The sequence below is a fragment of the Rathayibacter sp. PhB1 genome (assembly GCF_004362935.1).
GTDB lineage: Bacteria > Actinomycetota > Actinomycetes > Actinomycetales > Microbacteriaceae > Rathayibacter > Rathayibacter festucae.
On the sequence record NZ_SNYD01000005.1, the window covers coordinates 25891 to 38876 of the forward strand.

Sequence of the window (12986 nt, forward strand, 5' to 3'; positions counted from 1 at the left end):
AGTCGCGCGCCGCTACCGCAACTACCGAGGAGTCGCCCGCGCCACCACCCGGCTCGCCCGGGCGAGTCTCCAGAAGTTGCGGTAGTCGCGCGCCACTACCGCAACTTTTGAGGAGTGGGGCGGGCGAGGCCCCGCGGGTGCGTCGCGGGTGCGCAGAAGTTGTCGTACCCGGGAAGCGCGTACGACAACTCTTGAGGAGTGGGTGCTGGATCCGGAGTCCGGGTTCCGGGATTACGGAATGTTCGCAATAGTGGAGGCATGACCTCCGAACGTGATCTCGCCGGCGAGCTCGACGAGCTGCGGGAACGGCTCGAGCGGCTCGAGGGGGCCGCGCTCGTCGCGACGCCCGGCAGCACCGCGGCCGCCCCGGCGCAGGACGACCCGTTCTGGGCGCTCACCGCGCTCAAGGAGCGGCTGCCCTCGCCGGGCGGGGTCGTCTTCGCGGGCGCCGTCGCCACTTGGGCCGGACCGGTGGAGTGGCAGTACGGCCTCAGCACCGACGCGTTCTTCGAGCGCGACTGGGGGTCGAGCCCGGGCCCGGCGGCGCTGGCCGCGCTGGGCAGCCCGGTGCGCCTGCGCTTCCTGCAGGCGGTCGCGGGCGGAGTCGAGACGGTCGCGCAGCTCGCCGAGAGCGAGGGCGCGGGCACGACCGGCCAGATCTACCACCACGTCAACCAGCTGGTCGCGGCGGGCTGGCTCGAGGCGCGCGGGCGCGGGCGCTACGGCGTCCCGCCCGAGCGGCTGGTGCCCCTGCTGACGATCCTTCTCGCCGCAGGAGGTCCCCGATGAGAACCCGAACCCGCGTGATCGCCGCCGCCGCGGCCGTCGCCGTGCTCGCCGGAGGGGTGCTGCTGCGCCCGCCCGCACCCCGGCTCTCGGACGAGCGCACCGGCGACGCCGCCATCGCCCAGTGGCTGTCCGAGCAGGCCGACGGCACGCGCGACCGGCTCGTCGCCGCGGTCGTCACTCCCGACGGCGTCCGGTTCGCCGGACTCGGCGCCGACGAGCGCACGGAGGTCGAGATCGGCTCGGTGACCAAGACGATGACGGCGCTGCTCCTCGCGCAGAGCGCCGACGCCGGGACGGTCGCCCTCGCCGATCGCGCCGGCGACCACGCGGAGCTGGGCGGCTTCGACGGCACGCTGGAGGAGCTGGCGAGCCACCGCTCCGGGCTCCCGCGCCTGTCCTCGGCGCCGCTCGACCTGGCGGCGACGCTCGTCGCGCAGCTGCGCGGCGTCGATCCGTACACGACCTTCTCGCCGGACGACGTCCTGCGCCAGGCGGCGAGCGCCGGCGGCGGGACGGACGAGGTCGCGTACTCCAACCTCGGTGTCGCCGTCCTGGGGCAGACCCTCGCCCGGGCGGAGGGAGTCGACTACGCCGACCTCGTGCAGGAGCGGATCTTCACGCCGCTCGGGATGACCGGCAGCTCGGTCCCCGTCTCGGCGGACGCCCTCGCGCCGGACGCGCCCACGGGCTACTCCGAGAGCGGCCGCTCGGTCGGCCCGTGGACGCTCGAGGGCTACGCGCCGGCGGGAGGCGTCCGCTCGACCGCCGAGGACATGGCGCGGTACGCGAGCGCCCTGCTCACCGACGACCCCGCGCTCGGTGTCCCGGCCGCGAGCGTCCTCGAGCCGCGCTTCGACGCCGGCGACGGCGACCGCATCGGACTCGCCTGGTTCACCTCCCCGTCGGAGGGCGGCGGCTCGACGACCTGGCACAACGGCGGCACCGCCGGCTACGCGACCATGCTCGCGATGGACCGGGAGCGCGGCGTCGCCGTCTTCGTCAACTCGAGCACCGCGACCTCGGTCGACGCGCTCGGCCTCGACCTGCTCGCCCACGTCCTGGAGGAGGAGGCATGATCCTCGCCACGCTGATCGCCCTCGCCGTCGCGGTCTTCACCGTCGGCCGCTTCGCACTCGGGAGCATCCCCTCGCGCCGCACCGCCGCGCATCTCGACCGCGACCGCCTGCGCGTGCTCACCCGCGGCGTCGAGTCGGCGCTCGTGCTGCTGCTGGTGCGGGTGTTCGCCGACTGGACGCTGGTGACCCTCGTGCCGTGGTTCGCGCTCGTGGCGCTGGCGGCGGCCGGGGCAGCGGGCGCCGTCGTGCGCTGGAACGCCCTCCCCTGGCTCGAGGACCCGTCGAAGCGCCGGGCCCGGACCACCGGCTTCGCCGGCACGGTCGCCCTCTCGGCCGTGCTCGTCGGCGTGATCGGACTCTGACCGACGCGCCGCCCATGCTGGTCGAGCAGCCCCGCAGGGGCGTATCGAGACCCACCATCGTCGAGAGGGCGGGACTGCAGACTCAGGTCTCGGTGACGCCGGATCTCGATACGCCCTCTGCGAGCGCTACTCGATCAGCATGAGGCTCCCATGCTGGTCGAGTAGCCCCGCAGGGGCGTATCGAGACCCGCCACCGCCAGCAGGGCGGGACTGCAGACCCGACTCCCGGTGACGCGGGATCCCGATACGCCCGCTCCGCGGGCTACTCGATCAGCATGATGCGGCAGCCGCCTCGATCAGCAGGAGTCGGCAGCCGCCTCGATCAGCATGCGAGGACCGGCTCAGCCGGCCTGGGTCGGCAGCGGCTCGGGCTCGGCGTTGTCGAGGACGCGGCCGTTCTGGTCGCCGACGGTCAGGACCGTCGACGGGCTGAGATTGAGGGTGTCGCCGCCGAAGAGGCTGCTCAGGGTGACGCCGTCGCGGCGCACCGAGTTCAGGGCGTCGAGGTAGTCGGAGCTGACGCAGAAGCGGTCGGCGATGCGGGCGGGATTGTCGCCGGCCGCGACGACGTACGCGGCGGGCGTGCCGTCGGTCGCGGTGCGCGTCGTCCCGGCCGCGCCCTCGCGGGTCCCCCGGTCGCGCACGACCTCGAGGTCGACGTCGCCGATCGAGCCGCCGCCGGCCAGGTCGGAGATCACGCACTCGCCGGTCGCGGCGACGGGCACCGGCGCGAGCGAGACGCTCGGCACGGGACGCGGACCGGCATCGGCGCTCGGCGCACTCGTGGCGGTCGCGGAGCTGGCCGCACCGGCCTCGGCGGTCGGCGCCGCGTCCGGGATGTCGGCCGCCGACGTGCAGCCGGCGAGCAGGAGGGTGCTCGCGAGCACGATCACGATGCGCTGAGTCGTCTTCGATGCCACTCCCAGACTCTAACCCGCACCGCGATTGACCTCCTCCCCCGCTGAATCCCATCGCCGACGCCTGTTGGACACCGGGCCCGCGACGGCGTCGACTGGAGGCATGCAGTACACGAATCTCGGCCGCACCGGTCTGTCCGTCTCCCGCGCCGTCCTGGGCACCATGAACTTCGGCCCGGAGACGAGCGAGCCCGACTCGTTCGCGATCATGGACCGCGCGCACGAGCTCGGCGTCAACTTCTTCGACACCGCGAACGTCTACGGCGGCGAGGGCGGACGCGGCGCGACGGAGGAGATCGTCGGCCGCTGGTTCGCGCAGGGCGGCGAGCGCCGCGAGCGCACCGTCCTCGCGACCAAGCTCTACGGCGACATGGAGCAGCACGCCGCTCCCGGCGCCGAGCGCGGCCGCGACTCCTGGCCCAACGGCGGACGCCTCTCCGCCCTCAACATCCGCCGCGCGCTCGACGACACCCTGCGCCGCCTGCAGACCGACCACATCGACCTGTATCAGTTCCACCACGTCGACCGCACGACGCCGTGGGACGAGATCTGGCAGGCGATGGAGGTCGCCGTGCAGCAGGGCAAGGTCCTCTACGTCGGCTCGAGCAACTTCGCCGGCTGGCACATCGCGCAGGCGCAGGAGGCGGCGCGCGACCGCCGCTTCACCGGCCTCTCCTCCGAGCAGTCGATCTACAACCTGCTCGTCCGCGACATCGAGCGCGAGGTCCTGCCCGCCGCGCAGCACTACGGGCTCGGCGTCATCCCCTGGTCGCCGCTGCAGGGCGGGCTGCTCGGCGGCGTGATCGAGAAGACGGAGTCGGGCAGCCGCCGCACCTCCGCCCGCTCGCTCGAGGCGATCGAGAAGAACCGCCCCGCGCTGGAGCAGTACGAGGCCTTCGCCCGCGAGCGCGGGATCGCGCCGGGGGAGCTCGCGCTCGCCTGGCTGCTGCACCAGCCGGGCGTCACCGGTCCGATCACCGGGCCGCGCACGATGGAGCAGCTCGAGAGCGCCGTCGCGGCCGTCGACATCGCGCTCGAGCCCGCCGACCTCGCCCGCCTCGACGAGATCTTCCCCGGGCACCGCACGGCCCCGGAGGACTACGCCTGGTGAGCGGCCTGCTCCGCTGATCGAGCGGCGGGCTCCCCTTCCATGCTGATCGAGCAGCCCGCCCAGCGGGCGCATTCCATGCTGATCGAGCAGCCTGCGCACCGTGCGCATTCATGCTGATCGAGCAGCCTGCGCACCGTGCGCATTCCATGCTGATCGAGTAGCCCGCGCAGCGGGCGTATCGAGATCCACCAGCGTCAGAAGTGGGGTCTGCAGACCCGCCCTGCTGACGACGGTGGGTCTCGATACGCCCCTCCGGGGCTCATCGACCAGCATGTCGATCTCCCGTCCCATGACACCCCCTACTCGGAAAGAGACCCCATGAAGCAGCGCAGCATCGGCGACATCAGCGTCGGCAGCATCGGACTCGGCGGCATGCCGATGTCGATCGAGGGCCGCCCCGACCGCGAGCGGTCGATCGCCACGATCCACGCCGCCCTCGACGCCGGCGTCACCCTCATCGACACGGCGGACGCCTACCACCAGGGCGGCGACGCCGACCTCGGTCACAACGAGCTGCTCATCGCGGAGGCGCTCCGCGGCTACGGCGGCGACACCTCCGGGGTGCTCGTCGCCACCAAGGGCGGCCACCTCCGCCCCGAGCCAGGAGTCTGGACGCAGGACGGCCGCCCCGAGTACCTCAAGGAGGCGGCCCGCGCCTCCGCGCAGCGCCTCGGTGTCGACGCGATCGGCCTCTACCAGTACCACCGCCCCGACCCCGAGGTGCCCTACGCCGACTCGATCGGCGCGCTCGCCGAGCTGCTCGACGAGGGAGTGATCCTCCGCGCCGGTATCTCGAACGCCGACCCGGGGCAGATCCGCGAGGCGCACGGGATCCTCGGCGACCGCTTGGTCTCGGTGCAGAACCAGTTCTCGCCGAAGTTCCGCTCCAGCGAGCCGGAGCTCGAGCTCTGCGCCGAGCTGGGCCTCGCCTTCCTGCCGTGGAGCCCGCTGGGCGGCATCACCTCGGCCGCCGAGCTGGGCGCGTCGTTCGCGGCGTTCGCCACCGTCGCCGAGGCGCACGACGTCTCGCCGCAGGTGGTCTGCCTGGCCTGGGAGCTGGCGAAGTCGCCGACCGTCATCCCCATCCCCGGCTCCTCGCGCCCCGAGAGCATCCGCGACTCGGCCACGGCGGCCGACCTGGAGCTGACCGCGGAGGAGCTCGCCTCGCTCGACTGAGCGATCGCCTCATGCTGGTCGAGCAGCGCGCAGCGCGTATCGAGACCCGCCCACCGGACGACGGTGGATCTCGATACGCCCGCTCCGCGGGCTACTCGATCAGCATGCGGGCCCGCTGCGCGGGCTCCTCGATCAGCAGGCGGTTCATGCTGGTCGAGTAGCGCGCAGCGCGTATCGAGACCCGCCCACCGAACGAGCGTGGATCTCGATACGCCCTCTCCGAGGGCTACTCGATCAGCATGCGGCCGGCAGGGCCGCGACGAAGGCGCGGGCCGCGGCCGTCGGCCGCTCGGGGAGGGCCACCATGGTGCGCCAGACGAGCAGCGGATCCTCCAGCGGCACCGCGCGCAGGCCGGCCGGCCGCTTCTCGGCGAAGTGGGCCGGGACGACCGCCACGCCCATGCCGTACTCGACGAGGTCGAGCAGGGTGTGCACGTCGTTCACCTCGAGCTCCACCTCGAACGCCAGCCCGTGCGCGGCGAACGCCTGCGCCGCGAGGTGGCTCGCGCCCCAGTGCTCCTGCAGGCCGACGATCGTCTGCCCCTCCAGGTCCGGGATGCGGCAGACCGGCCGGTCGGCCAGCGGATGCTCCGGATGCGCGAGCACTGCGAAGCCCTCGCTCGCGAGCGGCCGCGTGACCACTCCGGCCGGAACCGCGCCGATGTCGGCGACCAGCGCGAGATCGAGCCGGCCACTGCCCACCGCGTCGAGCAGCGTGCCGGACCCGTCGTGGGTCAGCCGCAGCCCGACGCCCGGGTGCTGCTCCCGGAAGGTCGCGAGCTCGCGCGGCAGGTGCACGCCGCCCAGGCACTCCTCGGTGCCGACCGCGAGACTCCCCCGCAGCACGCCCTGCACCGCCAGCACGGCGTCGCGGGCGGCGAGCGCGCTGGCGACCGACTGCTCCGACTCCGCCAGCATCGCCCGGCCGGCCGGCGTCAGCTCGACCCGGCGGGTGCTCCGGGTGAACAGCGGACTGCCCAGCTCGCTCTCGAGCGCGCGGATCGACGCCGAGAGGCCCGACTGCGAGATCTGCAGGGCGCTCGCCGCGCGGGTGAAGTGCTGCTCCTTCGCGACGGCGAGGAAGTGTTCGAGCTGGCGCAGTTCCATGGGTCCATCCTCCTCGCGCGCGGGCACCACCGGGACCGGTTGCGCCGACGGCTCAGCGCCCGGCGACTCAGCGCCCGGCGGCTCCGCGCCCGACGGCTCAGCATCCGGCGGACCGGCCCACCCGGCCTAGCGCTCCGCCGAGATCGCCAGCACCACGTCGGTGAGCGTCGCCCGGAGCCGCTCGAGCGCGGCCTCCTCCGAGTCGCCCTCGAGGATCGAGGTCTTCACCGCGTCGTCGTAGCTCGCGATCAGCAGGCGGACGGCCGTGGTCGGCGCCAGCGAGAAGTCGCGGTGCACCTGCTGCAGCGCCCCCCGCACGATGTCGACGAGGGTCGCGTCGAAGCCCGCCCGGAAGGCGCTGTACTGCGGAGCGATCGCCGCGTCGCGCAGCGCGAGCAGCTCGAACTCGGACTGCACGACGCACCAGCGCCGGCTGTCGGTGAACGGCCCCTGCAGGAAGTCGAGGATGACGACCGCGAGCGTCTCGGGCGTCAGCGGCTCGTCCGATTCGGCGACCTTGGGGATCGTGCGCCCCATCTGCTCGACCAGGCCGTCCAGGCGGGCGCCGTTCTCCCGCTGCATCAGCGCGAAGAACAGCTCCTCCTTCGTGGAGAAGTTGGAGTAGAAGGCGCCGCGGCTGAACCCCGCGCGCTCGCAGATCTGCTCGACCGAGGCGGTGTGCACGCCGGTCTCGGCGAAGACGTCGTACGCGGCGTCGAGGAGCCGCTCGCGCGTCCGGCCCCGGCGGGAGGTCTCGACGGAGTCGGTCATCCTGAGTCCTTCCCGGGCGGGCGTCGGCGGTGTTGAGATACATCACTGTATCGGATACATTCGCGTATCGGATACGTTCGTGTATCGAGCACGGTCGTGCGTCGAGCACGTCGCCTCCTGCGCGTTCGTGCTGACGGCACGACCGCGCTCTCCGAGCACAGAGTCGTGTCCCTTTCCGCTCCCCCGTCGTCAGGAGACACGCGTGTCGTCGATGCTCTACCGACTCGGCCGCTGGGTGTTCCGCGCCCACCGGCTGGTCGCCGTCCTCTGGCTCGCCGTCGTCGTCCTCGCGGGCGGCGGTGCGCTGCTGCTCAACCAGGGCACGGACAACACCTTCTCGATCCCCGGCACCCAGTCGCAGACCGCGCTGGACCAGCTCGAGCGCACCTTCCCCCAGGTCAGCGGCACCTCGGCGCGCTACGTCGTCGTCGCGCCGGACGGCGGCAGCGTCCAGGACGCGGACATCAGCGGCCCGGTCGGCGAGGCGGTCACCGCGCTCGAGGGGATCGACGGCGTCGCCGCGGTCACCGACCCCTACTCCGACACCGTCGAGGGCACGATCTCCGAGGCCGGGAACGCGCTGGTCATCACCACGCAGATGGACGGCTCCGCCACCACCACCTCCGAGGCGTCCCGCGACGCGCTGCAGGCGGAGGCGACCACGCTGAAGGACGCGCTCCCCGCGGGCGCCGTGGTCTCGCTCGGCGGCGACCTCTTCTCCCAGAGCCTGCCCGGCGTCACCGTCACCGAGGGGATAGGCCTCCTCGTGGCGCTGGTCGTCCTGGTGCTCACCTTCGGCTCGTTCCTCGCCGCCGGCATGCCGCTGGTGACCGCGCTGCTCGGCGTCGCGCTCTCGATGTCCGCGATCTTCATCGCGACCCGCTTCGCCTCGATCTCCTCCACCACGCCGCTGCTGGCGCTGATGCTCGGCCTCGCGGTCGGCATCGACTACGCGCTCTTCATCATCAGCCGGCACCAGGACCAGCTGAAGCAGGGCATGGCGCCGGAGGAGTCGGCCGCCCGCGCGACCGCGACCGCCGGCTCCGCGGTCGTCTTCGCCGGCCTCACCGTCATCATCGCGCTCGCCGGCCTCTCGGTCGCGGGCATCCCGTTCCTCACCACGATGGGCATCGCGGCGGCGGGCGGAGTCGCGATCGCCGTGGTCATCGCGCTCACGCTCACCCCCGCGCTGCTCGGCTTCGCCGGCGAGCGCCTCCGGCCGAAGGAGCGGAAGGCCAAGAAGGCCGCCGCGAAGGCCGCCGCGACCTCCGGCGCCGAGAAGGCCCCCGTGACCACCGGCGCCCACACCGACCCCGACGCCGCCGAGGACGCGACCGCCCCCTCCCCCGGCTCGCACGTGCACGCCGAGGTCCCGCGCGGCTTCTTCCGCGGCTGGGTCCGCGTCGTCACCCGCTTCCCGATCCTCACGATCATCGCCGTCGTCGGCGTGCTCGGCATGGCGTCGATCCCGGCGCTGAGCCTGCGCCTCGCGCTGCCCGACGCCGGCTACCAGGCCGAGGGCACCCCCGCGCGCGACACCTACGACCTGCTCGCCGAGAACTTCGGCCCCGGCTACAACGGCCCGCTCATCGTCACCGGCACGATCATCGGCTCCACCGACCCGCTCGGCCTGATGGCCGACCTCAAGACCGAGATCGAGGGCCTGGACGGCGTCGCCTCCGTGCCGCTCGCCACCCCGAACGAGACCGCCGACACCGGGATCATCCAGGTGATCCCCGAGGGCGGCCCGGACTCCGAGGCCACCAAGGCGCTCGTCGCCGAGATCCGCGACAGACACGACTACTTCGAGGAGACCTACGGGGTCGACCTCGCGGTCACCGGGCAGACCGCGGTCGGCATCGACATCTCCGACACCCTCGCGAACGCGCTGCTGCCGTTCGGCCTGCTGGTGGTCGGGCTCTCGCTGGTGCTGCTGACGATGGTCTTCCGCTCGCTCTGGGTGCCGCTCAAGGCGACGCTCGGCTACCTGCTCTCGGTCGGCGCGTCCTTCGGCGCCGTCGCGGCGGTCTTCGAGTGGGGCTGGTTCGCCGACGCCCTGCACGTGGACAAGACCGGCCCGATCATCAGCTTCATGCCGATCATCCTGATGGGCGTGCTCTTCGGGCTGGCGATGGACTACGAGGTGTTCCTCGTCTCCCGGATGCGCGAGGACTACGTGCACGGCCGTCCGGCCCGCGCGGCGGTCGAGTCGGGCTTCGTCGGCTCGGCGAAGGTCGTCACCGCGGCCGCGGTCATCATGTTCTCCGTCTTCGCGGCGTTCGTGCCGGAGGGCGACACCAACATCAAGCCGATCGCGCTCGGCCTGGCGGTGGGCGTGTTCGTCGACGCCTTCATCGTCCGGATGACGCTCGTGCCGGCGGTGCTGCACCTCCTCGGCGACCGCGCCTGGCACATGCCGCGCTGGCTCGACCGGGTGCTCCCCTCCTTCGACGTGGAGGGCGAGGGCCTGACCAAGGAGCTCGCGCTCGCCGACTGGCCCGAGCCCGGCGCCACCGACGCGGTCGCGGCCGAGGGGCTGTGCCTCGACGGTCCCGACGGCCCGGTCTACCGCGACGTCGACGTGCGGGTGCCCGCGGGCGGCGCGCTCGTCGTGCACGGCCCGCACCGCTCGGGCCGCACCGCGCTGCTGCTGACGATCGCGGGGCGCCTCGCCCCCGACGCCGGCCGGCTCAAGGTCGACGGCCTCGTCGTGCCGATCCGCTCCTCCGCGGTCCGCGGGCGCGTCGGACTGGTCCGGCTCGCCGGCGCCGCCGATCCGGTGGCCGAGGTGCGTGCGGCGCTCGAGACGGCCCCGCCGCTGCTCGTGCTCGACGACCTCGACACCGTCACCGACCCGCAGCTGCGCGACGGCATCCGCGCCGAGCTCGACCGGGCCCGCGCGAAGGCCGCGCAGAAGGAGTACTCCTTCACGGCGATCGCCTCCTCCGTCGACGCGGACGCGCTCGACGACCTCCTCCCCACCGACCGCGGCGAGCTCGCGGTCTCCCCCGCGGCCGAGCGCCGCGCTATCGCGAAGGTCCGCTGACAGATGGCTCTCTTCTCCCTCGAACGCCCCCGCGGCGTCAAGAAGGTGTCCTGGGTGACCCTTCTCGGCATCGTCCTCGTCCCGCTGGTCATCGGCGGCCTGCTCGTCTGGGCGCTGTGGAACCCGACCGAGCGCCTCGACACCATCACGGCCGCGGTCGTGAACGAGGACACCCCCGTCGAGGTCAACGGGCAGACCGTGCCGCTCGGGCGCCAGCTCGCGGCCGGTCTGGTCACCGGCGGGGAGACGGACGCGGCGACGCCCGCGCCCTCCGCGTCCGGCACTCCCTCCCCCTCGTCGAGCCCCGCGGCGAACGTCTCGGGCTCCGACTCCACCGGCAACTTCACCTGGGTCCTCACCGACAAGGACGATGCGGCGAAGGGCCTCGCCGACGGCAGCTACGCGACCGTCGTCACCATCCCGTCCTCGTTCTCGGCCGCCGCGACCTCCTACGCCGGAGACGCCGCCGCCGCGACGAAGGCCACGATCGACATCGCCACCAGCGAGAAGGCGAAGCTCGTCGACGACGCCATCTCGGCGACGGTGACCAGCACGGCGACCGCGCTGCTGAACACGCAGCTGACCACCGCCTACCTCGAGAACATCTACGTCGGCTTCAACACCCTGAACCAGCAGATCGGCCAGGCCGCCGACGGCGCGGGCACGCTCGCGGACGGTGCCGACCAGCTCGGCACCGGCGCCTCGACGCTCGCCGACGGCACCAGCACGCTCGCGGACGGCATCGACGACCTGGCCACCGGCGCGTCCGGGCTCTCCGACGGCGTCGCGCAGCTCGGCACCGGCGCGTCGTCCCTGGCGGACGGCGTCGCGCAGGTGGGCACCGGTGCCTCCGACCTCTCGGGCGGCGTCTCGCAGCTCGCGACCGGCGCGCAGCAGTCGGCCGACGGCGCGACGCAGCTCGCGACCGGCGCCGGCTCGCTCGCCGACGGCCTCGACGCGCTCAGCGCCAGCACGACCGAGCTCGGCGCGAGCACGCAGCAGATCGCGACCCTCAGCGCGGGCGCCGCGGCGTCGACGGCGGGCACGCTGCAGGGCCTCCAGCGGGTCCTCGCCACCTGCCAGACCGCCGAGTGCCTCACCGCGCTGGGCGTCATCGCCGATGCGCAGACGTCCGCCACCGGACCGGTGACCCTGACGACCACCGCCGCGGGCGCCACCGCGCAGCTCGACGCCGGGATCCGCGTCGGTGCGGACGGGCAGCCGTCGCTGGTCTCCGGAGTCGCGTCCGCGGCGACCGGGGCGCGCGGCGTCGCCGACGGCGTCGGCTCGCTCGCCGGCGGCCTCACTCAGCTCTCGACCGGCGCTGCCACCGCGGCCGGCGGAGCGTCCCAGCTCGCCACCGGCGCCGCCTCCGCCGCCGACGGCGCCCGGCAGCTGGCGACCGGCGCGACCACGGCCGCCGACGGCGCCGCGCAGCTCTCGACCGGTGCCTCCTCGGCGGCCGACGGAGCACGACAGCTCGCCGACGGCGCGGGCGGCGTCTCGGACGGAGCCCTCCAGCTCGCCGACGGCACCCGCTCGCTCGCCACCGGGCTCGACGCGGCGGTGGCGCAGCTGCCGACCTACACGGAGTCGGAGTCGCAGAACCTCGCCGACGTCGTCTCCGACCCGGTCGAGAACTCGAGCGGCACCAGCACGGACCTCTTCGGAGCGTCGAGCGTGCCGTTCTTCGCGACGATCGCGCTCTGGCTCGGCGCCCTGGCGACCTTCCTCGTGCTCGCCGCGTTCTCGCACCGCGCGCTCTCCTCGACCCGCTCCTCCGCGGCGCTGGCGCTGTCCTCCTACGTGCCGGCCCTCGTGATCGGACTCGTGCAGGGTCTCGCCGTCGCGATCGTGATGAGCGCGGTCGCGAGCCTCGACCTCGTGACCTGGTTCGGCTTCGCCGCGCTGGCGATGCTCGCGGGGGCGTCCTTCGCCGCCGTGAACCAGGGCCTGGTCGCCCTGCTCGGCGGGCTCGGCCGCTTCGTCTCGATGGTCGCGGCCGTGATCGGCCTCGGCGCCGGCATCATCTCGACCGTCCCGGGCGTCTTCGACGACGCCCTCGCCTTCCTGCCGCTCTCGGCCGCGCAGAACGCGCTGGCCGGCGTGGTCGAGGGCACCGGCGGCGTCGGCGCCGCGGTCGTCGGCCTGCTGATCTGGCTGCTCTTCGGCCTCCTCCTGACGGTCGCCGCCATCGCCCGCCGCCGAGTCACCTCGGTCCGAGCCCTGACCCGCCCCGTCGAGGCCTGACCCCTCCCCTCCGCGAGATGCCACTTGTGCACGCGACACGCCGTGTCGAGCGTGCACAAGTGGCATCTCGCGGAAGCGGTCAAGAGGTCCAGCATCACGGAGCGGCCGCAGCAGGCGCCTCCCATGCTGGTCGAGTAGCCGCCGCAGGCGGCGTATCGAGACCCGCCGTCCTCAGCAGGCCGGGTCTGCAGACTCCACTTCTGACGCTGGTGGATCTCGATACGCCCGCTCCGCGGGCTACTCGATCAGCATGAAGGAGGCCCGCTCGGTGAGCGGCCGCACACCCTGTCGGGCGGGCACCCTCCGATGCTGGTCGAGCAGCCGCCGCAGGCCCGCACCCATGCTGGTCGAGTAGCCCCGAAGGGGCGTATCGAGACCCAC

General features: G+C 73.3%; 10 protein-coding genes. 7 read left to right on the forward strand and 3 right to left on the reverse strand.

Annotated elements, in window-relative coordinates:
- Positions 1-258 precede the first annotated feature (258 nt).
- From EDF17_RS13230 to EDF17_RS13240, 3 genes are read left to right on the forward strand one after another with little or no spacing between them, the layout of a single operon-like run.
- On the forward strand, positions 259-789 hold the full coding sequence (locus EDF17_RS13230; protein ID WP_123447095.1) for a winged helix-turn-helix domain-containing protein: 531 nt from the start codon (positions 259-261) through the stop codon (positions 787-789).
- Complete coding sequence (locus EDF17_RS13235) at positions 786-1865, forward strand: serine hydrolase domain-containing protein (RefSeq protein ID WP_123447096.1); 1080 nt, start codon at positions 786-788, stop codon at positions 1863-1865. The genes EDF17_RS13230 and EDF17_RS13235 overlap by 4 nt, the downstream gene beginning before the upstream one ends.
- Entirely contained in the window at positions 1862-2227 is a 366-nt protein-coding gene (locus tag EDF17_RS13240; protein WP_123447097.1) for a hypothetical protein, read from the forward strand. Before EDF17_RS13235 ends, EDF17_RS13240 begins: the two co-directional genes overlap by 4 nt.
- Before the next feature lie 341 nt (positions 2228-2568).
- Here EDF17_RS13240 and EDF17_RS13245 read toward each other — a convergent pair whose 3' ends face one another.
- Complete coding sequence (locus EDF17_RS13245; RefSeq protein ID WP_123447098.1) at positions 2569-3147, reverse strand: hypothetical protein; 579 nt, start codon at positions 3145-3147, stop codon at positions 2569-2571.
- 100 nt (positions 3148-3247) lie between these two features.
- Between EDF17_RS13245 and EDF17_RS13250 the strand changes: the two genes are divergently transcribed.
- On the forward strand, positions 3248-4255 hold the full coding sequence (locus tag EDF17_RS13250) for an aldo/keto reductase (protein WP_123447099.1): 1008 nt from the start codon (positions 3248-3250) through the stop codon (positions 4253-4255).
- Between the two features lie 318 nt (positions 4256-4573).
- On the forward strand, positions 4574-5431 hold the full coding sequence (locus EDF17_RS13255; protein WP_123447100.1) for an aldo/keto reductase: 858 nt from the start codon (positions 4574-4576) through the stop codon (positions 5429-5431).
- A 234-nt stretch (positions 5432-5665) separates the two neighbouring features.
- On the opposite strand, the gene EDF17_RS13260 is transcribed toward EDF17_RS13255, so the two are convergent.
- Entirely contained in the window at positions 5666-6538 is an 873-nt protein-coding gene (locus EDF17_RS13260; RefSeq protein WP_123447101.1) for a LysR family transcriptional regulator, read from the reverse strand.
- A 126-nt stretch (positions 6539-6664) separates the two neighbouring features.
- Positions 6665-7309, reverse strand: coding sequence for a TetR/AcrR family transcriptional regulator (locus EDF17_RS13265; protein WP_123447102.1), 645 nt, complete (start codon positions 7307-7309; stop codon positions 6665-6667).
- Between the two features lie 211 nt (positions 7310-7520).
- Between EDF17_RS13265 and EDF17_RS13270 the strand changes: the two genes are divergently transcribed.
- Both EDF17_RS13270 and EDF17_RS20480 read left to right on the forward strand, forming a co-directional pair.
- The gene (locus EDF17_RS13270) at positions 7521-10355 is read left to right on the forward strand and encodes an MMPL family transporter (RefSeq protein WP_311316446.1); all 2835 of its coding nucleotides are present in this window, start codon (positions 7521-7523) and stop codon (positions 10353-10355) included.
- Positions 10356-10358: 3 nt separating this feature from the next.
- Positions 10359-12605: a YhgE/Pip domain-containing protein gene (locus EDF17_RS20480; protein ID WP_123447103.1), complete on the forward strand. Its 2247-nt coding sequence runs from the start codon at positions 10359-10361 to the stop codon at positions 12603-12605.
- Positions 12606-12986 lie beyond the last annotated feature (381 nt).